At 66.2% G+C, this 22,541-nt stretch carries 14 protein-coding genes; 10 read left to right on the forward strand and 4 right to left on the reverse strand.

Translation table 11 applies throughout. From position 1 onward, the window contains the following. The first annotated feature begins 15 nt into the window (after nt 1-15). From mfd to U0034_RS01250, 3 genes are all read left to right on the forward strand, one after another. Nucleotides 16-3,495: a transcription-repair coupling factor gene (mfd, locus tag U0034_RS01240; protein WP_085226501.1), complete on the forward strand. Its 3,480-nt coding sequence runs from the start codon at nt 16-18 to the stop codon at nt 3,493-3,495. 181 nt (nt 3,496-3,676) lie between these two features. Next, the gene (argE, locus tag U0034_RS01245; protein WP_085226284.1) at nt 3,677-4,939 is read left to right on the forward strand and encodes an acetylornithine deacetylase; all 1,263 of its coding nucleotides are present in this window, start codon (nt 3,677-3,679) and stop codon (nt 4,937-4,939) included. Nucleotides 4,940-4,980: 41 nt separating this feature from the next. Beyond that, nucleotides 4,981-5,994, forward strand: coding sequence for a threonine/serine dehydratase (locus tag U0034_RS01250; protein ID WP_085226281.1), 1,014 nt, complete (start codon nt 4,981-4,983; stop codon nt 5,992-5,994). A gap of 54 nt (nt 5,995-6,048) precedes the next feature. Here U0034_RS01250 and U0034_RS01255 read toward each other — a convergent pair whose 3' ends face one another. Then, on the reverse strand, nt 6,049-8,523 hold the full coding sequence (locus U0034_RS01255) for a penicillin-binding protein 1A (protein WP_085226279.1): 2,475 nt from the start codon (nt 8,521-8,523) through the stop codon (nt 6,049-6,051). Between the two features lie 386 nt (nt 8,524-8,909). Here U0034_RS01255 and U0034_RS01260 point away from each other — a divergent pair, with 386 nt between their 5' ends. From U0034_RS01260 to U0034_RS01280, 5 genes are all read left to right on the forward strand, one after another. Beyond that, the gene (locus U0034_RS01260; RefSeq protein ID WP_102623057.1) at nt 8,910-9,479 is read left to right on the forward strand and encodes a plasmid mobilization protein; all 570 of its coding nucleotides are present in this window, start codon (nt 8,910-8,912) and stop codon (nt 9,477-9,479) included. Between the two features lie 309 nt (nt 9,480-9,788). Further along, on the forward strand, nt 9,789-10,469 hold the full coding sequence (locus U0034_RS01265) for a PspA/IM30 family protein (protein ID WP_085226274.1): 681 nt from the start codon (nt 9,789-9,791) through the stop codon (nt 10,467-10,469). A 119-nt stretch (nt 10,470-10,588) separates the two neighbouring features. Then, nucleotides 10,589-11,770: a tetratricopeptide repeat protein gene (locus U0034_RS01270; protein ID WP_085226499.1), complete on the forward strand. Its 1,182-nt coding sequence runs from the start codon at nt 10,589-10,591 to the stop codon at nt 11,768-11,770. Nucleotides 11,771-11,928: 158 nt separating this feature from the next. Further along, the gene (locus tag U0034_RS01275) at nt 11,929-13,431 is read left to right on the forward strand and encodes a flavin-containing monooxygenase (protein ID WP_085226497.1); all 1,503 of its coding nucleotides are present in this window, start codon (nt 11,929-11,931) and stop codon (nt 13,429-13,431) included. A gap of 117 nt (nt 13,432-13,548) precedes the next feature. Next, nucleotides 13,549-14,511: an alpha/beta fold hydrolase gene (locus U0034_RS01280; RefSeq protein WP_085226273.1), complete on the forward strand. Its 963-nt coding sequence runs from the start codon at nt 13,549-13,551 to the stop codon at nt 14,509-14,511. Nucleotides 14,512-14,552: 41 nt separating this feature from the next. Here the strand turns inward: U0034_RS01280 and U0034_RS01285 are convergent, their stop codons facing one another. Then, a complete protein-coding gene (locus U0034_RS01285; RefSeq protein ID WP_085226272.1) occupies nt 14,553-16,193 on the reverse strand; it encodes a methyl-accepting chemotaxis protein in 1,641 nt (546 codons plus the stop codon). 387 nt (nt 16,194-16,580) lie between these two features. Between U0034_RS01285 and U0034_RS01290 the strand changes: the two genes are divergently transcribed. Further along, on the forward strand, nt 16,581-17,987 hold the full coding sequence (locus U0034_RS01290; RefSeq protein ID WP_085226271.1) for a methyl-accepting chemotaxis protein: 1,407 nt from the start codon (nt 16,581-16,583) through the stop codon (nt 17,985-17,987). A 125-nt stretch (nt 17,988-18,112) separates the two neighbouring features. Continuing rightward, nucleotides 18,113-18,574 (forward strand): large conductance mechanosensitive channel protein MscL, encoded by a 462-nt coding sequence (mscL, locus tag U0034_RS01295; RefSeq protein ID WP_085226270.1) that lies wholly within the window; start codon nt 18,113-18,115, stop codon nt 18,572-18,574. Here the strand turns inward: mscL and U0034_RS01300 are convergent. Next, entirely contained in the window at nt 18,555-20,546 is a 1,992-nt protein-coding gene (locus U0034_RS01300; RefSeq protein ID WP_085226269.1) for a hybrid sensor histidine kinase/response regulator, read from the reverse strand. The two genes, mscL and U0034_RS01300, sit on opposite strands and share 20 nt — an antisense overlap. Nucleotides 20,547-20,591: 45 nt before the next feature. Beyond that, nucleotides 20,592-22,202: a sensor histidine kinase gene (locus U0034_RS01305; RefSeq protein ID WP_085226495.1), complete on the reverse strand. Its 1,611-nt coding sequence runs from the start codon at nt 22,200-22,202 to the stop codon at nt 20,592-20,594. Between the last annotated feature and the right edge of the window lie 339 nt (nt 22,203-22,541).

The following is a 22,541-nucleotide window of genomic DNA, read 5'->3' on the forward strand; positions in this document are numbered from 1 at the left end:
CGCTTTTTCTTCGTCATGCCTCAAACTGCCGCATCGCCCGCCGCCCTCCCCCTGCCGTTTCCGGTCGTCAAGGCCGGTCAGCGCCACGTGTTCGATGGAACGCACGGCTCCTCCGATGCGCTCGCCATCGCACGCTATCTGCAGGCTGGGCGCGAAGCCGTGCCGCTCCTCGCCGTCGTCTGCGCCAGCGCGGTGGACGCGCAGCGGTTGTCGCAGGAGATCGGCTGGTTCGCGCCGAACGCGCGCGTGCGGCTGCTGCCCGACTGGGAAACGCTGCCCTACGATACTTTTTCGCCGCACCAGGATCTCGTCTCCGAGCGGCTGGCCACGCTGCACGATCTCGGCGAAGGGCGTTGCGACGTGCTCATCGTGCCCGCCACGACCGCGCTTTACCGCATGCCGCCTGCCTCGTTCCTCGCGGCCTACACGTTCTCGTTCGCGCAGGGCGAGCGGCTCGACGAGGCGAAACTGAAGGCGCAGCTGACACTGGCCGGCTACGAGCACGTGAGCCAGGTGGTACGGCCCGGCGAGTACTGCGTGCGCGGCTCGCTCATCGATCTTTATCCGATGGGCTCGCCCCTGCCTTATCGGATCGACCTTTTCGACGATCAGGTCGATTCGATCCGTGCGTTCGATCCCGATTCGCAGCGCAGCCTCTACCCGGTGCGTGACGTACGGCTGCTGCCGGGACGAGAGTTTCCGTTCGACGAAGCCGCGCGCACTGCGTTTCGCAGCCGTTGGCGTGAAGTATTCGAGGGCGACCCGAGCCGCTCGTCGATCTACAAGGACATCGGCAACGGCGTGCCGTCGGCCGGCATCGAGTATTACCTCCCGCTCTTTTTCGACGAGACGGCTACGCTCTTTCACTACTTGCCGGCCGCCGCGCATCTCGCCTTCATCGGCGATCTCGACAGCGCGATCCGCCGCTTCACAGCCGATACGAAGCAGCGCCATGCCTTCCTCTCGCACGATCGCGAGCGGCCCATCCTCGAGCCGCAGCGCCTCTTTCTGAGCGACGAAGACTTCTACGCGCTCGCCAAACCGTTCGCTCGCCTCTCGCTGCCGATCGACGCGGGCGGCGGGTGGGCCACGGCGCTGCCGTCGCTGGCGCTCGACCGTCATGCGGAAGACCCCGTTGCCGCGCTGCGTGCCTATCTGGCCACGAGCGGGCGCCGCGTGCTGATCGCCGCCGAGTCGGCCGGCCGCCGCGAGACCATCGCGCAGCTTCTGGCCGAGCACGGACTTCGCCCCGACTCGAGCGACAGTTTCGAGAGCTGGCTCGAAAGCGACGCGCCGTTTGCGCTCGGGGTGGCGCCGCTCGCGCGGGGCTTCGCGTTGCCCGGCGAGGGTTTCGCCATCGTGACGGAAACCGAGCTCTATGGCGGGCTCGTGCGGCGCGCGGGCCGCCGACGTCAGGAGCAGGCGAGCAGCGTCGACGCCATGGTGCGCGACCTGTCCGAGCTGAAGATCGGCGACCCGGTCGTGCATGCCCAGCACGGCATCGGGCGTTACATGGGGCTCGTTGCGATGGATCTCGGCGAGGGCGAGACGGAGTTCCTGCACCTCGAGTACGCAGGCGACAGCAAGCTCTATGTGCCCGTGTCGCAACTGCATGTTATTTCGCGTTACAGCGGCGCCGATCCCGAAAGCGCCCCGTTGCACGCGCTCGGCTCGGGCCAGTGGGAAAAGGCGAAACGCCGCGCGGCGCAACAGATCCGGGATACGGCGGCCGAGCTGCTGAACCTCTATGCGCGGCGCGCGGTACGCGAAGGTCATGCGTTCAAGCTCGAGCCGCGCGACTACGTCAAGTTCGCGGAGAGCTTCGGTTTCGAGGAAACGCCCGATCAGGCAGCGGCCATCGCTGCCGTGATCGGCGACATGACGGCGGGCCGCCCGATGGACCGGCTCGTCTGCGGCGACGTCGGCTTCGGCAAGACCGAGGTCGCCTTGCGCGCGGCCTTCATCGCCGTGATGGCGGGCAAACAGGTCGCGTTGCTGGCCCCCACGACGCTGCTCGCCGAGCAGCATACGCAGACCTTCACCGACCGCTTCGCCGACTGGCCCGTGCGCATTGCCGAGCTCTCGCGCTTCAAGTCGACGAAGGAAGTCAACACGGCCATCTCGCAGATCAACGACGGCTCCGTCGACATCGTGATCGGCACGCACAAGCTGCTTTCGTCGGACGTGAAGTTCAAGCGCCTCGGGCTCGTCATCATCGACGAGGAGCACCGTTTCGGCGTACGGCAAAAGGAGGCGCTCAAGGCCCTGCGCGCCGAGGTGGACGTGCTCACGCTGACCGCCACCCCGATCCCCCGCACGCTCGGCATGGCACTCGAGGGGCTGCGCGACTTCTCCGTCATCGCCACCGCGCCGCAAAAGCGGCTCGCGATCAAGACGTTCGTGCGGCGCGAGGAAGACAGCGTCATCCGCGAAGCGATGCTGCGCGAGCTCAAGCGCGGGGGGCAGGTGTACTTCCTGCACAACGAGGTCGAGACGATCGAAAACCGCCGCGCCATGCTGGAAGCACTCGTACCCGAAGCCCGCATCGCGGTCGCGCACGGGCAGATGCACGAGCGCGAACTCGAGCGTGTGATGCGCGAGTTCGTCGCGCAGCGGGCGAACGTGCTGCTTTGCACGACCATCATCGAAACGGGCATCGACGTACCCAGTTCCAATACGATCATCATCCATCGCGCCGACAAGTTCGGCCTTGCCCAGTTGCACCAGTTGCGCGGGCGCGTCGGCCGCTCGCACCATCAGGCCTACGCCTACCTGCTCGTGCACGATCCGCAGGGCCTCACGAAGCAGGCGCAGCGGCGGCTCGAGGCAATTCAGCAGATGGAAGAGCTCGGCTCGGGCTTCTACCTCGCCATGCACGACCTCGAAATCCGCGGAACGGGCGAAGTGCTCGGCGACAAGCAGTCGGGCGAGATTCACGAGATCGGCTTCCAGCTCTACTCGGAAATGCTCAACGACGCCGTGAAGGCGCTGAAGAATGGCAAGGAGCCCGACCTCACGGCGCCGCTCGCCGCCACGACCGAGATCAATCTGCATACGCCGGCCATCCTGCCCGCCGACTATTGCGGCGACGTGCAGGAGCGTCTGTCGATCTACAAGCGTCTTGCCAACTGCGAAAGCGACGATGCGATCGACGATATCCAGGAGGAACTGATCGACCGGTTCGGCAAGCTGCCGCAGCAAGCCCACGCGCTCGTCGAAACGCATCGCCTGCGGCTGGCGGCGAAGCCGCTCGGCATCTCGAAGATCGATGCGAGCGAAACGGCAATCAGCCTGCAGTTCGTTCCCAACCCGCCGATCGACGGCATGCGCATCATCGAGATGGTCCAGAAGCACCGACACATCAAGCTGGCCGGCCAGGACAAGCTGCGCATCGAAACACGCAGCCCCGATCTCGTCGTGCGTGTGGGCACCACGAAGGAGACGCTTCGCGCCCTCGGGGCGCCCGCCCGGCAAAGCGCCGCCGTCGCGAAGTAGACCGTGTCCTGCGCGGGGACGGGCGGGCTCGCGACCTGGCCCCGCACAGGGTCCGCTTGGCCCGCTCGCCGCCATGCGCTCCATTGCGGCGGTGCAGCATCGCATTCCCCGCGTGCGGCATTTGGGTTGTAGAGGTTTTTTTCGGTATTATCGAAAACACCTACGCGAAGGAGCCCTAGCCATGCCGCAAGACGCTGAAACGGCGCACCGATTCCCCTCTTCCTCGCAGTCGCCGGCACCGGCTCCCTTCCCCGCTTCGCCCCTTCCTCTCAGCCTGCAATGGGTGGAACGGCTGGTATCGATCGATACGACAAGCCGCCGGCCCAACATCGAACTGATCGAGATCGTGCGCGAAGCGCTGAGCGCGCATGGCATCGTCTCGACGCTCACGCGCGACGAGCGGGGCGAGCGCGGCGAATGGGCCAATCTCTTTGCGACGATCCCCGCGCACGACGGCGCGACGACAGGCGGGGTCGTTCTGTCGGGTCACACCGATGTGGTGCCCGTGGATGGCCAGCAGTGGGACAGCGACCCGTTCCGCGCCGAAATCCGCGAGCAGCGCCTCTACGGCCGCGGCACTTGCGACATGAAAGGGTTCATCGGTGCGGTGATGGCGCTGGTACCCGAGATGCAGGCAGTCAAGCTCGCCAAGCCGATTCACCTCGCTTTCTCGTTCGACGAAGAAATCGGCTGCGCCGGGGCGCCGCTCATGATCGCCGAGTTGCAAAGGCGCGGCGTCAATCCCGACGGGTGCATCGTCGGGGAGCCCACGAGCATGCGCCCGATCGTTGCCCACAAAGGCATCAATGTTTATCGCTGTTGTGTGCGCGGCCACGCGGCCCATTCGTCGCTGACGCCAAAGGGCCTCAACGCGATCGAGTATGCGGCGCGGCTCATCTGCCATATCCGCGACGTGGCGGACGAAATGCGCCGCGACGGTCCCTTCGACGAATTCTACGATGTGCCATTCACGACGGCGCAAACGAGCACGATCGAAGGCGGCAACGCCGTCAACACCGTGCCGGCCGAATGCCGGTTCGCTTTCGAATTCCGCAATCTGCCGACGCTCGATCCGGCCACGGTGTTCGAGCGCATCGAGCACTACGCGCAGCAAACGCTGCTGCCGCAGATGCGGCGCGAGCATCCGGATGCGGCGATCGAGTTCACGCGCATCGCATCGGCGCCGGGCCTCGATGCCACGGAGCAAGCCGCGATCACCGAACTCGTACGCGCGCTGACGGGCGATCGCCAGACGCGCAAAGTGGCCTATGGGACCGAAGCCGGACTCTTCGCGCGCGCGGGCGTACCGAGCATCGTCTGCGGGCCCGGTGACATCGAACAGGCACACAAGCCGAACGAATACGTCGAGCTTTCCCAGTTGGCCGCGTGCGAAAGCTTCCTGCGCAAGTTCATGCGCAGCATGTCCGTCGACGCGCGCGCATGACGCGTCACCCTTCCCCGCTTTCGATAATCCCTTCCCCGCACATGTCCACCGCCTCGCCGCAACACACCGACCATACGATCGACGCGGAACCCATCCCGACGCTCGACGCCATCGCCAGTCAGCATTTCGCACTCGCGCCGTGGGTCATGCGCACGCCCGTCTTCGAGCGCCACGACTTCCCCTCCCTCGAAGGCACGAGCGTCAACTTCAAGTTCGAATTACTGCAGGCGAGCGGCAGCTTCAAGGTGAGAGGCGCTTTCACGAACCTGCTCGCACTCGATGCATCGCAGCGCGGCGTCGGCGTGACGTGCGTGTCGGGCGGCAATCATGCGGCAGCGGTCGCGTATGCGGCCATGCGGCTCGGCACGAGCGCCAAGGTCGTGATGTTTCGGACCGCAAGCCCGGCGCGCGTCGCGCTATGCCGGCAATATCGCGCGGAAGTGGTCCTGGCCGACACGCCGGCCGAGGCGTTCGAGCTCGTTCGACACATCGAGGCCGAGGAAGGCCGCTTCTTCGTGCATCCGTTCAACGGCTATCGCACGGTGCTCGGCACGGCCACGCTCGGCTACGAATGGGCTACGCAGACGCCCGACCTCGACGCCGTGATCGTGCCGATCGGCGGCGGTGGGCTTGCAGCCGGCGTTTCCACGGCGCTGCGCCTCGCCAACCCGCGCGTGCATGTCTACGGCGTGGAGCCCGAAGGCGCCGACGCCATGTCACGGAGCTTCGCGGCCAACCACACGGTGAAAATGGGTACGATGCACACCATCGCCGATTCGCTGATGGCGCCGCATACCGAGCAATACAGCTATGAGCTCTGCCGGCGGCACGTCGACCGGATCGTCACGGTATCGGACGATGCCCTGCGCGCCGCGATGCTCAAGCTCTTCACGCAGTTGAAACTCGCGGTCGAGCCCGCCTGCGCAGCGGCAACGGCCGCCCTGCTCGGCCCGCTGCGAGAAACGCTGCAAGGCAAGCGCGTTGGCGTGCTGCTGTGCGGAACCAACACCGACCCCGCCACGCTCGCGAATCACCTCGGTCAGGCCAAGGGCTGACGGCGCCGCGGGAGCCGCCTCGCCGCGAGCGCTGCGCGCCGGGCGGGCGCGCGGTCAGTGATGGTCGAACATGTTGAGGATCTGCGTTCGCTCTTGTGACGAGACGTTGGGCGGCGGCGCAGCGGGCGCCGCAAGCCCCGTCGGCCCGATACTGCCCACGGCGTCGCTCGCTGCCGGCGCACCCGCGAGCGCCGTGCCCGAATCCACGCCGATGCTGGCGACAAAGCCATTGCCGGGCGTCATATCCGCGTAATAAAGCTCGCCGTTGAGCGTGACCACGCTGTCGGGCATCGGCATTTGCACCTGCGGCACACCGCGCAGTGCACGCGACATGTACTCCACCCAGATCGGCAATGCGAGTTGCGCACCGAACTCGCGGCTGCCCAGGCTTCGCGGCTGATCGTAGCCCATCCATGCCACAGCGACGAGCGTCGGCTGATAGCCCGCGAACCAACCGTCCTTCGCCTCGTTCGTCGTACCCGTCTTGCCGGCGAGGTCCGAGCGATGCAGCACGTTCGTGCCCGCGCCCGTGCCGGCGGTGGCCACCGAATGCAGGAGGCTGTTCATCACGAAGGCATTGGCCGCGCTGATCGTGCGCGGTGCGTCGCGTCCGGCGACGATCGGTTGCGCCTTCGAGATCGGCTGGCCGCGCGCATCGTCCACTTCCGCGATCAGGTAGGGGTTGACGCGATAACCGCCATTGGCGAATACCGAGTAGGCAGCGGCCGACTGCAGCGGCGTGACGAGGCCCGCGCCGAGCGCCATCGGCAGATACGGCGGGGTCTTGTCGGCATCGAAGCCGAAGCGCTGCGTCACGTAGTCCTGCGCGTACTTGGTGCCGATGTACGAAAGGATGCGGATCGACACGAGGTTCTTGGACTTCTCGAGCGCGAGGCGCATCGGCATGGGCCCGTCGGGCTGATCGTCGTCCTTCGGCTCCCAGGCCTCGCCGCCGGGTGCGCTCGGCGGGAAATAAAGCGGCGCGTCGTTGATGATCGTTGCCGGCCCCAGGCCTTTTTCGAGCGACGCCGAGTAGATGAACGGCTTGAAGCTCGAACCCGGCTGACGCCACGCCTGGGTCACGTGATTGAACTTGTTCTTGTTGAAGTCGAACCCGCCGACGAGCGCGCGAATCCCGCCATCTTGCGGCGCGAGGGAAACGAGCGCGCCCTCGACCTGCGGAAGCTGCGTGATCTGCCAGTTGCCCTTTGCATCGGGCATCAGCCGCACGATGGAGCCCGGCTTGATCCGCAACGTCGCCGAGGCGCGCTGCGAAAGCGCGGAGGCAACGAAGCGCAAGCCCTCGCCCGTCACGTTGGCGGTATTGCCGTTGACGAACTGTACCGTCACCTGCTTGGGGGCGGCCGCTGTCACCACGGCCGAAACGATCTCGCCATCGTCGGGGTGGTCGGCAAGCGCATCGTCGATCGCTTCGTCGCGCTCGTCGCGCTCGGCCGGCAGTTCGACGAAACCCTCCGGGCCGCGATAGCCGTGGCGGCGCTCGTAGTCCATCACGCCCTTGCGCACCGCGCGGTAGGCCGCGTCCTGATCGGCCGAATCGATCGTGGTCACGACGGACAAGCCGCGCGTGTAGGTCTCGTCCTTGTATTGCGCGTACATCATCTGCCGCACCATCTCGGCGACGTACTCGGCGTGCACGCTGTATTCGTTGCCCGACAGCCTGGTGTGGATGTCCTCCTTCACGGCCTGATCGTACTGCGCCTGCGTGATATAGCGCAGATCGAGCATGCGCTTGAGGATGTATTCCTGGCGGATCTTCGCACGCTTGGGATTGACGACCGGGTTGTAGGCCGAGGGCGCCTTCGGCAAGCCGGCGAGCATGGCGGCCTGCGCGAGCGTGATGTCCTTCAGGTCCTTGCCGAAGTAGACACGCGCCGCGGCCGCAAAGCCATAGGCGCGCTCGCCCAGATAAATCTGGTTCATGTAGAGCTCGAGGATCTGATCCTTCGTGAGCGCGCGCTCGATCTTGTAGGCGAGCATCATCTCGTAGATCTTGCGCGTGTAGGTCTTCTCGCTCGACAGGAAGAAGTTGCGCGCCACCTGCATCGTGATCGTGCTCGCGCCCTGCGACGCGCCGCCGTGCAGCAGGTCGGTCGTCCCCGCGCGCAGAATGCCGATGAAATCGACGCCGCCGTGCTCGTAGAACCGGTAGTCCTCGATCGCGAGCACGGCTTTTTTCATGACGTCGGGAATATCGGCAAAGCGCACGAGACTGCGGCGCTCCTCGCCGAACTCGCCGATCAGGACGTGGTCGGCGGTATAGACGCGCAGCGGCACCTTGGGCCGATAATCGGTCAGCACGTCGAGCGACGGCAGTTGCGGCGCCATGACGATCAGCGCGTAGCCGACAACGAGGGCGCCGACGACGGCAACACCGCCGGCGAGCGCGCCGAAGGTCAATGCGAGCCGGGCCGCGATCGAGCCTTGCTGACGTTCGGAACTGCGTTTGGACGGTTGCCGGCGCTCGGCGGGAGACTCGGAAGTGGGGGGACGTTTGATAATTGGCATGACGGCAGGATCGGCGCGGCTGGCGGCGCCGCTTCGCGCGCACTCCGAGGTGGCGCCTTCAGGTCGTAATCATAATGGCGCGGCGCCCGCCACACTATCGGACGCGCCGGCGTAACAGCGCATTTTAATGAAATCGCGCTGGCGGAATCCAATTTTTTTGTAAAAATTCCCGACAGTTCGTCTACGCACGGCGCATTGGCGGTTATCAACAGAATATGTTGAAAGGCTTGTGGAAAACGTGCCGAAAAGCGCGCCAAGCCTTTGATCGCGCGCCGATTCCATGAAAAGCCCGTATTTTGCGCCGGCCCGCGGCATCCTATGATGGAAGGCGCTCCGTCGCAACGAGCGAACCCACACTGGCCTACATTCCGCTTGCGGAGCCGACCATGAACCAGAGCAGCGAACGCCTCGTCGTCTTCGTTACCGCCGCGCAAAAGCGGGCCATTGCCACGAAGGCTGCGAGCCTGGGGATCAGCGTGAGCGAATTGTTGCGCCGAGCCGTACTGGCCTACGGCGAGACGGCCGAAGAGGTGCGCGCCGCGCGCATCGTCGACAGCTGGCGCGCGCCCGCCCCGCCGGACGGGCTGAGCGACACGCTGCGGCGCATCGCGGCCGCGGCCGGAGCACCGGTTGCCGCGCCTGTCGAATCGCACGACCGGGCCGATGCGCCCGACGCGGCCAGCCGCCCTGCGGGACAGCCTGGGCAGGACGCGGAGCAAAGCGCGCCCGGTTCGGTTGCCGCCGCGGTCGCACAAGCGCTCGCCGAGCTTCCGCCAAATGGCGAATCTGATGAAGGTGAGGATGGCAACCCGGACGTCGACGTGCAAACGGTGGCCCGCGTCACGGCGAACTGGTGGCACGGTGCCACGGCGGCCGAGCCGGACGAGCCTGCGGGCGACGGCAAAGAGCGCGACACCCGCGTGCGCCGGCGCCGGCGCGGGCACGACGAGCCCTGAGCCCTGAGCCCTGCAGAGCGCCTGCGCCTCCGTGCACGGCGCACCGTCGATTCGCTTAAGCGTGCTTTAACGATCCGCTGTTGTAATATCCGCGACGGATCGCTCGGCTGCGCAATCTTTCGCCGGCTCGACCGTTGGAATCGGCGTGCGCACCCCGATATATCCGCCGAGCATGTTGGCTGCGCGGTGCCCCGCTCCCGCGTCATACATGCACTTCGAAACGCCGCCGGGACCATCGGCGGCGTAGTATCGGCGATTCAACGGCCAGGCGCTGCACGTTCGGCGCCGTAGTCAACCCAGGAGGATTTCATGTCGCTATTCGACACCATTTCGCGCACCGTCAAGGGTCTCTTGAACGACGCCGCCGAATCCGTGCAGGATCCGTCGCGCGACGCGCGGCAGATCGTGCGCGAACTCGACGACAGTATTGGCCGCGCCGAAAACGCGCTGATCGAGATCGAAGCGCAGGTGGCCACGCAACAGAGCAAACGCGATGCGGCCGCCGAAAAAGCGCGCAAATACGAGGACGGCGCCAAGCGCGCGCTGCAATCGGGCGACGAAGCGCTCGCGCGCGAAGCGCTTGCGGCCCAGGCAAACGCCGAAACCGAACGCGATGCGCTCGAACGCGAGTTGGCCACGCTGCAGCCGTCGGTCGACCAGTTGAAGAGCCAGATCGCCGATATGCGCCAGCGCCGCAACGATCTCAATGCGCGCTCCAACATTCTGCAGGCGAAGCAGCAGATCGCAGAGGCGAAGGACGTGGCGGCCACCGCGCTCGGCGGTATCGGCGGCAAGAATCTGTCGGAGGATTTCCGCAAGCTCGAGGACAAGGTCGCGCTCTCGAACGCGCGCTCCGACGCCCGGCTCAATTCGGCGGACGTATCGAGCGGCAAGGCGCTCGACGACAAACTTGCGGCACTCGACAGCGGCCCGTCCGTCGACGAACGGCTTGCGGCGCTGAAAAAGCAGCTCAATCCGCCGGCGCAATGAACGGCTGACGGCAAGGCAGCAGCAGTAACGACGGCCCGCATGCACGAAACTCGCTGCAGGCCGGTCGTACCCGAATGGGGATTGGCACGGAGACGGGCGCATGGCGCCCGGTTCAGCAGATGAAAACACTTTTCGCAGCGGCAGCCGTTTCGCTCGCTTTGCTGGCGGGGCCGGCATTCGCCGTGCCGAGCGCGCAACAAGTCGAACGGTCGATGGCGCAAGGCAACTGGCAGCAGGCCGATGCCGAGCTGACGCAGGTGCTCCAGGCACATCCGAACAACGCGCACGCGCATTACCTCTACGGCCAGGTTCTCGCACGCGAGGGCCGCTATGCCGAGGGCCTTGCGCAAATCGAGCAGGCGAAGCAGCTCGATCCGCAGATCCGCTTCACCGACGCGTCCCGATTCTCGCAGGTCGAGGCACGCATCCGCGGGCAAGCCGAGCGCGGTGCCCGCGCCATGGCACCATCGGCGCCGGCACAGCACGCGGCCAATCCATTCGTACAGCAGCAGGCGCAGGCAGTGCCCGCCGCGCCGGTTCGGCACGGGCCCTCGATGGCCGCATGGATCGGCATTGCCGTCCTGCTCGTCGCGATCGCCCTCGTCTTGCGCTGGACGCTGCGCCGCGCGCGTTCGAATGAAGAAGGACAAGCCGGCGAGCCCCGGCGCGCGCAGTTGAAACGCGCGACCGAGTTGCTCAACGCGGCGCGTGCGCTGAAGCTCGACGCCCGCCTGTCGAGCGCGCCGGGACATGAAGCGCTGCTCGCCGAAATCGAGGGCGCCGAGACCGAGCTGCGAGAACTTGTCGAGGGGCTGTCGAACGGCAATAACCCGGTGCCGCCCTATCAGCTCGACGATCTCGACCGCCGGCTCGATAGCCTGAAGGCACGCGCCGAGGGGCGCCCCGATCCGAATGCGGCGCCTGCACCGGTCGCGGGCGGCACGGGCGGCACGTCTGCGTACGCGCAGGAAGCCGAGCGTCTGCAGCAGCAAAGCGGGCAAGCGCCCTATCAACAGCAACCACCGCAGCAGCCGCCTGTCATCGTGCAGCAAGGCGGCGGGTTCGGCGGCGGAATGGGCGGCTTGCTGACGGGCGTGCTGCTCGGCGAAGCGCTTTCGCATGGGCGCGATCGCGTGGTCGAGCGCGAGGTGATCGTCGACGACGAAACGCGCCGCCGTGGCGACGCAGGCGGCGGCATCGACCTCGGCCAGGGCTCGAACGACTGGAACGATGGTGGCGCAGGCGGCGGCGTCGATTACGGCAGCAACGACTCCGGCAGCGACTGGAGCGACAATAGCTGAGCGCGTGCCGAGCCCGGGCCGAATCCTCACGCGTTCGTCTGCCGGGCCGGCTTCGAAACCTGAATCGCCGAGGCTCCCTTGCGGGAGCCTCTTTCGTTTCGCGGCGGCTGGTGCCGACCGCGCTGCCGCACGGCTGGAATTTCACCGAACACCGACCGATGACGTCTGCCCCCCCTCGCACCACCCCTCGCACCACCCCTCGCATTGCGATCATCGGCAGCGGCTTTGCCGGCATCGGCATGGCCATCCGGCTCAAGCAGATGGGCCTGACGTCGTTCACGATCTACGAAGCCGCAAGCGATATCGGCGGCACCTGGCGCGACAATCGCTACCCGGGCGCCGCCTGCGACATTCCATCGCATCTCTACTCGTTCTCGTTCGAGCCGAACCCGCACTGGTCGCGTACATTCGCGCCGCAGCAGGAAATTCTGGCCTACCTCGAACGGTGCGCGCAAAAGCACGGGCTGGCCTCGTTCGTGCGCCTTGCCACACGCGTGAGCGCCGTTCGCTTCGACGACGCGCTGCGCGTCTGGCGGCTCGAACTCCAGTGCGGTGACGCGCGCGAGCCGGCCGAAGCGCAAGCGGATATCGTCATCGCCGCGAACGGGCCGCTATCGCGCCCGTCGCTGCCGGCTATCGCGGGCATCGACCGGTTCGCGGGCAAGCTGTTTCACTCGGCTGCCTGGGACCACGACTACGTGTTCGAAGGCAAGCGCGTGGCGGTCATAGGCACGGGTGCGAGCGCCGTGCAGTTCGTGCCGCGCATCGCGCCACAGGTGTCGCAGCTCTTCGTTTTTCAGCGTACGCCTCCGTGGATCATGCCGCGCCGGGACCGCGAGATCGAAGCACGCGCGCAACGTCTTTTCCAACGATTCCCACTCGCGCAGCGCGCCGCGCGCTGGGCACTCTATTGGCAGCACGAAGCACGCGCACTCGCCTTCGTACTCGCGCCCGGCCTCATGAAGCGGCCGATGGCATTCGCGCGCGCCTATCTCTCCCGCCGCGTCCCCGATGCCGCGCTGCGTGCGAAGCTGACGCCCGACTACCGGCTCGGCTGCAAGCGCGTGCTGCTGTCGAGCGACTATTACCCGGCGCTTTGCCAACCGAACGTCGAACTCGTGACGACGCGCATTCGCGAAATCGTCGACGAAGGTGTCATGACCGACGACGGCCGCCTGCATCGGGTCGATGCGATCGTCTGCGGTACCGGCTTTCAGGCGGGCGATGCGGGAGCACCGTTCACGGTCATCGGCGAACAGGGCGCCGACCTCGACGCGCGTTGGCAGCGCGACGGCGCGCAAGCCTACCTCGGAACCGCGATCTCGGGCTTTCCGAATTTCTTCATGATGCTCGGCCCGAATACGGGGCTCGGCCATAACTCGATGATCTACATGATCGAGTCGCACATCGCCTATATCGCAGAGTGTCTGCGCACACTCGCGCGTCGCGGTGCGCGAACGATGACGGTCACGCCCGCCGCTCAGCATGCCTTCAACGGCCGCGTGCAACGCGCCTCCGCGCGCTCGGTGTGGCTGACCGGCTGCCGCAGCTGGTACCTCTCGAAAAGCGGCCGAAACACGCAGCTCTGGCCCGGCTTTACGTTTTGCTTTCGATGGCTGACGCGGCGCGTTCGCACGCGGGACTACCGATTCGAGAATTAGAAGACGTTTACGGGCTTTAACCCGGCAAAAACAGACTGAGGACCACGACAATAGCGACTGCTCCAAAGTGAAGCACGGTTGACTAGACCGGCAAAAGCCGGCTACAGGGAGAGAACCATGCATTTGAAGCTGTCCGCCGGCGCCGCCCCGTGGCGGCGCTCGCTCGTCGCGCGTCTGGGCATGACGAGCATCGACCGGCAAGCACTGGCACGCCGCCACGCATTGCCGAGCTCGCGTTTCGTGAACCTCCTGGGCACGCGGATCCACTACGCCGACGAAGGACGCGGCGATACGATCCTCATGCTCCACGGCTTCGGCGCGTCCTTGCATACATGGGACGCGCTTGCAGCCGACCTTGCGCGCGAGCGGCGCGTCGTTCGCGTCGACCTTCCGCCATTCGGCGTCACCGGGCCATTGCGCTCGCCCACCGGCGCCGTGGAGACTATGGATCTGCCGGCCTATCGCCGCTTCATCGACGCGTTCACCGCCGCGCTCGGAATCGGGCGCGTCACGCTGGTCGGCAACTCGCTCGGCGGTCTCATTGCCTGGGACTACGCGCTCAGACATCGCGGGGCCGTCGACAAACTCGTGCTCGTCGATTCAGCCGGCTTTCCGATGAAGCTGCCGATCTATATCGCGCTCTTCAACCATCCCCTCGTGCGCCTGAGCGTATCGCGGCTCATGCCCGACACGATCGTCAAGCGCGCCGTGCGCGACGTCTACGGCGACAAGCGCAAGCCCGATGCCGCCACGCTGCGCCGCTACATCGATTTTTTCCACGGCGAAGGGACACGCGAAGCGGTAGTCAAGATGGTGCCCGCGATCGACTTTGCGACGATCGACACCGGCGCCCTCGCCTCGCTCGACGTGCCGACCCTCGTGCTGTGGGGCGGAAAGGATCGCTGGATTCCTCCTGCCCATGTGCATGAGTTCGCCAAGCGCATTCCGAACGCACGCGCCATCGTGTACCCGGAGCTCGGTCACGTGCCGATGGAAGAAGCGCCGGCGCGCCTGGCACCCGACGTGCGTGCGTTCCTCGGCATGCGGGCCGCCGCCGAACCAGCGCGCTCGGCCGCCTGAAGCCGCAGCCCAAGCCGGCCGCGACCGCGACCCGCGCGCGATCAGGCGGCGAGCGCCGGCAGCGACGCGCCCGGCGCCGACCCAGCCACGGCCGGGTCCACACGCGGCACCGTTGCACCTTGTGCGCGCGCGTGCAGTTCGACGCGGAACGCCGCCACCGCTTCGTCGAGCCGTGCGGCCTGCTCCTCGAGCGACGCGGCCGCGGCAGCCGCCTCCTCGACGAGCGCGGCGTTTTGCTGCGTCACGGTGTCCATCTGCATGACGGCGCGCCCGATCTGCTCGATCCCGTTCGATTGCTCGTCCGAGGCCGTGCTGATCTTTGCAATGATGTCGGTCACGCGACGTACGGCGGACACCACGTCGTCCATCGTCGAGCCGGCCCGCGCGACGAGCGTCGTGCCTGCCTGCACCTTGTCGGCCGACTCCGCGATGAGCGCCTTGATCTCCTTGGCCGCGCTCGCGCTGCGTTGCGCCAGCGACCGGACTTCGGAAGCCACGACGGCAAAACCGCGCCCCTGCTCCCCCGCGCGCGCCGCCTCCACGGCTGCGTTGAGCGCGAGGATGTTGGTCTGGAACGCGATGCCTTCGATCACGCCGCTGATGTCGCCGATCTGGTTCGAGCTGGTGGCGATATCCTCCATCGTCCGCACGACATCGCCGACGACTTCGCCGCCTACCGTCGCCGTGCGGGACGCCTCGTGAGCCAGCTGGCTGGCTTCGCGCGCGTGGTCGGCGTTCTGCTTCACGGTGGAGGTCAGCTCTTCCATGCTCGAGGCGGTCTGCGCGAGCGAGGCGGCCTGCTGCTCCGTACGCTGCGAGAGATCCGCGTTGCCCGACGCGATCTCGCGCGCGCCATGCATGATCGCCTCCGAGCCCGTGCGCACGCGCGCCACGGTGGCGCCCAAGGCCGCCTGCATGCGCTGGAGCGCGACCATCAGCCGGCCCATCTCGTTGTTGCTGGACGCATCGATCGTCCCCGTCAGATCGCCGGCGGCGATCCGCTCGAAATGGCGGATCGCGCTGTCGATCGGTTTGACGACGGCCGCCACGATCGCAGTGCGCGCGATCACGCCGATCACGAGCGCGACGAACGCCATGATCGCCGCCGCGAACGCAAGCGTGCGAAAGTTCTGCTGCGAGCGGTCATAGCGCGCTTGCTGATGGCGCATCTGCAACGCTTCGAGCGCCCCGATCGCCGCGTCGTAGCGCGCATAGAGCTGGTTCGCCGTGCGGCCCTGGACGGTGCGAAACGCATTGAAATCGTTGTCCTGGAGCGCCTTGAACTCGGGCTCCACGGCTTGGGCGATGAGCGCGGAGCGGGCGTTGCCCACCGCATCGGCAAGCTTGGATTCCTCGTCGTCGCGCGGCTTGCGCAAGTACTCGGCCCAAGCCTTGTCGCTCTCCTTGAGCACGCCATGGGCCTTCGGCAGCATGTCGTCCGAAGCCTCGCCCATGGCAAAGAGCGTTTCGTAGCTGCTGAGCGCAAGTCGCACCTGCAGCATGCGTTCGGAACTCAGCTTCAGGTGCGTGAGCGCCGCCGTGTCGGTTTCGTACATCTGCCGCAGAGCATCGTTGCTCCGACCGAGGCCCAGCATGGCGATGGCCATCGTGGCCATCAGCGCAAGCGTATACCCCGCGATCGTGAGCGTAAGCCCGCCGCGTATCGTCAAGCGATTGAGCATGGTGTTGGCGCGTGCGTCGTCAGCGAGACGCGCACATCTCCCGTTGTAGTGTGAAGCACGCACGGATGGCTCTTCTTGCGGAGCGTTCTCGGACTGACCCGGCCTGCTGCGAGCGGTCTAATCGGGCGCGTCGTGCGTGCAAACCCTGAGCCAATCTAAGCGTTTCGCGGCCGGCACGCAACGGCGGGAAATTCACTACCCGCGCGGCCTCAAGTTGTGGGGCCCCGGCGCCGATAAAGCAAGGGTGAAACATGCACGAGCGCTCCGCTCGCCGCTCCGGGCCGCGTAAGTCTGGCGTAAGCGAACTTGGATAGAACTGGCCGCACCGGGCGACAGCCATATCGACAAAAATGCGGGGCTCGCGCACCCGCCTTCCAGGAGACCTGCATGAAGCGCTTCGCCTTGCGCCGCGCCCGTCCGTCGTCCACGCTCGTCGGCGACATCGCCGAACAGGCTGGCCGGCTCGGTATCGAAATCTGCGACATCTCGGGCCATGTCGAGGAAGTGGCCGAGCGCGTGGCCGAGCAGGCACATGTATGCCGCCGGCTGCGCGAATCCGCCGCCGTCACGATGGCGGGAAACCACCGGATCGCCGAGGCCGCGCGCGAGGTCAGCGCCGTCAGCGCACAAGCCTCGGAAGCGGTCGACACCTCCCGTCAGACGCTCGACGCCTCGCTTGCCGACATCCACGGCCTCGTCGAGGGGGTGACCGGGATCGCCTCCCAGATCGAGGCGCTGCGCGAAGCGCTGGCCCACGTGAGCAGCGTCTCCGAGGAGATCTCGCTGATCGCGCGCCAAACCCATCTGCTCGCCATCAATGCGGCAATCGAGGCGGCGCGTGCGGGCGAGTCGGGCAAGAGCTTCGCCGTCGTCGCTTCGGAAGTGAAGAACCTCGCCAACAAGACCGCGCAGGCCACCGCGCAGATCGAAACGACGCTTTCCCGACTGACCAGCCAGACCGAACAGCTCATCGCGGACGGCACGGAGAATACGGCGCGCGCACACCGCGTGAACGACGGCACGCGTGCCATCGGCGACATCGTGCAATCGACGGGCCATGCGATCACGCAACTGCATGGCCAGGCGCAGGAGATCGCGTCGCTCACGAGCGACATCGAAACGCAATGCCATTCGCTCGAGGCGGAAGTGCATACGATGGCCACCGGCGTGGAACAGTCGAGCGACAACTTTCTTCAAGCGAAGAATAGGCTCACGACGCTGCTCGGTGTTTCGGAGACGCTGATCGAGCTCACCGCTGCCACCGGGGCGGAAACGTCCGACACGCGTTTCGTCGAGGCCGCACAACGAACGGCGGCCGCGATCGGCAAGCTTTTCGAGCAGGCGGTCGCGCGCGGCGACATTTCGATCGCCGATCTCTTCGATGCGAACTACGTACCGATCCCGGGCACCGATCCTCAGCAGGTCATGACGCACTTCACGGCGTTCACCGACCGTGTATTGCCCGCACTGCAGGAGCCGATTCTCAAGTTCGATGCGCGCGTGGCATTTTGCGCGGCCGTCGATACCCGCGGCTATCTGCCCACGCACAACCTCAAGTTCTCCGAACCGCAACGGCCCGGCGACGCCGTCTGGAATGCCGCGCATTGCCGCAATCGTCGGATTTTCAACGATCGCACAGGGCTCGCGGCGGCCACGAACACGAAGCCTTTCCTCCTGCAGACCTACCGCCGTGACATGGGCGGAGGCCAGTTCGTGATGATGAAAGACGCTTCCGCACCGATCATCGTAGCCGGCCGGCACTGGGGCGGATTGCGGCTCGCGTACAAAATTTGAGCCCGGGCGCGCGCCGGCATCGCAAAAAAAGCCGCGCGCGCCCTACGTCCCTTCGCTATCATGCCCGATTGCGCATGCCGCGCGCCGCGGCATGCGCATGCACGTCTGCAAGGAGGGAATAACGCATGAGCATCGTGAAGGAATTCAAGGAGTTCGCACTCAAGGGCAACGTCATGGATCTCGCCATCGGCGTGATCATCGGCGGCGCATTTTCCACGATCGTCAATTCCATCGTGAAGGACCTCATCATGCCGATCGTCGGCGTGGCCACGGGTGGGCTAGACTTCTCCAACAAGTTCATCCGGCTCGGCGAGATCCCTCCGTCGTTCAAAGGCAATCCCGATTCGTTCAAGGATCTTCAAACAGCCGGCGTGGCGGTGTTCGGCTACGGCTCGTTCGTTACCGTGCTGATCAACTTCCTGATCCTCGCCATCATCGTCTTCGGCATGGTCAAATTCATCAACGCGCTTCGCCGCCTCGAAGAAAAGCCCGCCGAGCCGGAAAAGGCAGCCGAGCCGCCTCCCCCGCCGGAAGATATCGTGCTGTTGCGCGAAATCCGCGATTCGCTCAAGCGCGAGCCGCGCTAAACGCCGCGCCGCCCGTCTTGCCCGCGGCGGCCCGCTGAATGAGCTCTTCGAGCTGGATGAAGTTGACCGGCTTCGTCAGATGCGACGTGAAACCTGCCGCCAGGCAGCGCCTCACATCTTCGTCGGTGCCGAAACCGGTGAGCGCCACGGCCGGTACCTGGGAGCGCTGGCGAAATGCGCCGATGAAATCGATTCCCGTTCCATCGGGCAAACCGATGTCGCTGACGATGAGATCGAACGGCGCGGCCTGCGTGGCTGCAAGCGCGTCGGCCACCGACGATGCAACCGTCACATCGTGCCCGAGCCCGCGCATCAGTTGCGCCATGACCTCCGCCGTATCGGCATGATCTTCCACGAGCAGGATCGCCAGCCGCTCGTCGGCAGCAGCCGCGGCAGGCGCCGCCGCCGTTGGTTCCTCGGCAGGTGCGGCCACGGTGGGCAGTGCGATCGTAAACGTCGCACCGCAATGCGGGCCGGGGCTCTGCGCGTTGACCGTGCCGCCGTGCGCGTCGGTCAGCGCCTTCGTGATCGCAAGGCCCAACCCCAGCCCGCCGAATTGCTGCGTCATCCGCTGGCTGCCCTGCTCGAATGCATTGAAAAGCTTCGGAATCTGCTCGGGCGCGATGCCGATGCCGGTATCCTCGATCGAAATCTCGATCTGCATGCGCGCGTCGCGCGTGCGCACGTAGATGTGGCCGCCGTCAGGCGTGAATTTGGCCGCGTTGCGCACGAGGTTCCACAACATTTGCTGCAAGCGCGCACGATCGGCCAGCACGTAATGGTTCTCGGCCATTTTCTCGACGTGCACGTCCTGCTGCTTGACCTGAATCTCGCTGCGAAACAGCTCCAGCACGCTGTCGATGACCTCATGGACGTCGACGGTCTCGAGCGTCAGACGCAGCTTGCCGTTGGCCACACGCGTGAGGTCGAGCAGATCGTCGATGAGGCGCGCCTCGAGTTCGATGTTGCGCCGGATCATCTTGACGCTGCCCTGCGCGGCGTCGGGAAGCCCGGGCATCACTTCGAGCACGCGCGTGCCGGCCAGCACCGGGGTGAGCGGCGTGCGCAGCTCGTGGGAGAGCATCGCCAGGAATCGGTCCTTGGCCCGATTGGCCTCCTCGGCCGTCTGCCGCGCGCTCTGCTCGGCGGCGAGCAGCCGCTCGCGCTCGTCGATGGCCTCGCGTTGCGACTGAATGTCGGTGCAGCTCGCAAACCACTTGCCTATGCCACCGTTCGCGTCGCGCACGGGCGCAATGCGCATATCGAACCAGCGGTAGGCACCGTCGTGCGAGCGGAAGCGCAACTCGTGGCGATGGTCGCCCGCCTCGCCATGCACGGCGTCGAGCCACTTGCGGCGTAGCGTCTCGCGATCGTCGGGATGCACCGCCTCGAGCCAGCCAAGGCCTCGCGAGACCTGTTCGTCGAGGCCCGTATAGGCATACCACTGCTTCGAGAAAAAATCGCACTCGCCTTCTGCGTTGCTCGTGAACACGAGGTGCGGCAACGCCTCCGACAGGCTGCGGTAATGCGCTTCGCGGTCACGCAGCAGCAAGGCTTCGGCCGAGGCGCGCTGCAGCCGGAGCTGAGCCAGGACCCGCTCGACGGCCTCCGGCAAGTAATCGAGATAGCCTTCCGACTTGGGCACGACATCCGACACGCCTGCGCGCAACGCCTCGATCACGCGCGACTCGTCGGTAAAGCCCGTGACGAGGATCGCCGGCAACGCAACGCCCTCGCGTCTGAGCCGGCGAAAGAAATCGAGCCCTGTTTCGGCACTCTCGAGCTGATAGTCGAGCACCAGCAGATCGGGCCGGTCCCGCCCGATCGTTTCGCGTGCGGCGGCAACGCTCGAGCGCGCGAACACCAGGCAGCCCGCGCGCTCGAGCGACTTGCGAGCCAGCCGCAGGATGCCCTCGTCATCGTCGACGACTAGCACGCGGGCAGGTTCGGCGGGAAGCGCAGCGTCCGTCATGCTGTTTTTCGATCGTCCGATCGTTCTGTCGTTGTATTGCACAGATTAGGTCACGCGCAGCGGTTGTTCAGGCAGCGTCACAAAAAAAGTCGACCCTGCGCCTTCCGTCGACTCTACCCATACCCGGCCGCCGTGCCGCTCGGTCACGCGGCGCACGAGCGCGAGCCCGATGCCGTCGCCCTTGGCGCGCTCGCCGTGCAGGCGCTGAAAGGCGCTGAACATCTTCGACATATAGGCGCCCGGGATCCCGAGCCCATTGTCGCGCACATAATAGGTGCGCATGCGCGGCGCCCGTGCGCCCGGCTCGGCCGGCGGCGGCGGCTCGAGCGCCCCCACCTCGATGCGCCCGTTGCGGCTGGGATCGAGATAGTTGACGGCGTTGCCGATCAGGTTGCTGAAAATCTGCTCGATCGCGGTCGGGTCTCCCCAGACCGGCGGCAGCTCGCCGACCGAGACGGCCACGCCGCGCTCGCCGATCTGCGCATGCAGCGACTCGATCACGCGCGCAACGGCACGCGCGACGCTCACGCGCTGCCACTGGTATTCGAGCCGCCCCGCCCTGGATATCCGCAAAAGCGCGTCGATGATCGACGCCGAGCGGGAAACCGCCGTGCGCAAAAAGTGCAACGCCTCGTTCAGATTGCCGTCGAGCACGTGCGCGATGCGCTCGCGCTCGGCCCCAGGCAGCCGCGAGCCATCGAGCATCGTGCGCAATTCGTCGCACGATACTTGCAGCTCGCGCGAGAACCCCTGCAGATTGACGAGCGGCGAACGCAGGTCGTGCGAGACGCTGTAGATGAACATGTCGTTGTCCTGCTTCTGCTGGCGCAAGGTTTCGTTCACCTGCGTCAACTCGCGCGCACGCGCCTCGAGCGTCGTCTGCAGCGCCGCCTGTTCCTGCTCGGCCTGCGTGAGTCGTGCGCTTGTTTGGTGCAAGACGGTATCGAGCTGGGCGAGCTCGTCGTTGCCCGCGAGCGTCGCGCCGAGCGGTTGGCCGCCAGCCAGGCGCTGTGCGTTGGCCCGCAGCGTGGCGAGGCGCCGCCCGATGTCGCCGGCGAATCCGAGCGCCGCCACGGCCCAGATCAGCATGGAACCGGCGATCGCAGCGATGAGCGCATGGCGCTGCTCCTCCCGCGTGGCGGCCAAGCCGGCGCTCCGCTCGGCATCGAGCCGCGACTCGGCGGCGACGAACGCATCGAGTTCGTCGCGAAACGCCCGGATCGGCCGCGGCAGCGACTCCTCGTCGAACGCGGGCGGTTGCGCTCGCTGGCCGTCGCGCAGCGAAGCGTACATCGCCTCTACCTGGGCACGGTAGGCATTGACGGCTTCGCGCATACGGCGCACACGCTCGACTTGCAGCGGATCGTCGGCCACGAACCGTTCGAGCTGGTCGAGCCGATCGCCGAGATCGACCCATACCGCGCGGCGGTCGATGAAAGAAGGATCGCCGACGATCAGGCCTGCGCGCGAGCGCGCGGCCTCCCGCAGAAGCGGATCCACGATGATAGACGCCTGATACAGCACTTGCTTGCTGTGCGTGGCCCATTGGGCGGCCTTCGTCGTCTGCTCTTGTGTTTTCGACAGCATACCGACGAGCGCCAGCTCGACGACGCTCGGCACCGCGATCAGCAGCAGCCCCTTCGTGAACAGTTTCATGTGTCCTTGGCAGCCCTCCTGCGTCGTGAGTCGCCGCCGCCAGCCACCCGCCTCGGCACGACCCTTGCGCCGCACCGACGTGCGGGACGTGAAACCGACCCATTATCCGTGCACTCGGCAGATATTTCAACGAACCGCGGCCGGGCGGAAAGCGACCGGAGCGTGCGGTAGCCCCACGATTCGGGCATTTTTCTGCGCTCGATCAGCACGCCGACGGTTCTCGGGCCTATTATTGGCATAGACGGTGGACGAATCCTTCGACGCGAGCCGGAGGCTGACCGTCGGTGAAAGCGGATGGGACGCGATGGGGTTCGGCGTGCTTATCGTGAACACGCCGTA

Source organism: Trinickia caryophylli, assembly GCF_034424545.1.
GTDB lineage: Bacteria > Pseudomonadota > Gammaproteobacteria > Burkholderiales > Burkholderiaceae > Trinickia > Trinickia caryophylli.

Bases quoted from the DNA above. Each gene is read 5' to 3' on its own strand.
- U0034_RS01255 (WP_085226279.1), bottom strand. From the start codon at position 8,523: ATGCCAATTATCAAACGTCCCCCCACTTCCGAGTCTCCCGCCGAGCGC.
- U0034_RS01285 (WP_085226272.1), bottom strand. From the start codon at position 16,193: ATGCTCAATCGCTTGACGATACGCGGCGGGCTTACGCTCACGATCGCG.
- U0034_RS01250 (WP_085226281.1), top strand. From the start codon at position 4,981: ATGTCCACCGCCTCGCCGCAACACACCGACCATACGATCGACGCGGAA.
- U0034_RS01275 (WP_085226497.1), top strand. From the start codon at position 11,929: ATGACGTCTGCCCCCCCTCGCACCACCCCTCGCACCACCCCTCGCATT.
- U0034_RS01290 (WP_085226271.1), top strand. From the start codon at position 16,581: ATGAAGCGCTTCGCCTTGCGCCGCGCCCGTCCGTCGTCCACGCTCGTC.
- argE (WP_085226284.1), top strand. From the start codon at position 3,677: ATGCCGCAAGACGCTGAAACGGCGCACCGATTCCCCTCTTCCTCGCAG.
- mscL (WP_085226270.1), top strand. From the start codon at position 18,113: ATGAGCATCGTGAAGGAATTCAAGGAGTTCGCACTCAAGGGCAACGTC.
- U0034_RS01270 (WP_085226499.1), top strand. From the start codon at position 10,589: ATGAAAACACTTTTCGCAGCGGCAGCCGTTTCGCTCGCTTTGCTGGCG.
- U0034_RS01280 (WP_085226273.1), top strand. From the start codon at position 13,549: ATGCATTTGAAGCTGTCCGCCGGCGCCGCCCCGTGGCGGCGCTCGCTC.
- U0034_RS01305 (WP_085226495.1), bottom strand. From the start codon at position 22,202: ATGAAACTGTTCACGAAGGGGCTGCTGCTGATCGCGGTGCCGAGCGTC.
- U0034_RS01260 (WP_102623057.1), top strand. From the start codon at position 8,910: ATGAACCAGAGCAGCGAACGCCTCGTCGTCTTCGTTACCGCCGCGCAA.
- U0034_RS01300 (WP_085226269.1), bottom strand. From the start codon at position 20,546: ATGACGGACGCTGCGCTTCCCGCCGAACCTGCCCGCGTGCTAGTCGTC.
- U0034_RS01265 (WP_085226274.1), top strand. From the start codon at position 9,789: ATGTCGCTATTCGACACCATTTCGCGCACCGTCAAGGGTCTCTTGAAC.
- mfd (WP_085226501.1), top strand. From the start codon at position 16: ATGCCTCAAACTGCCGCATCGCCCGCCGCCCTCCCCCTGCCGTTTCCG.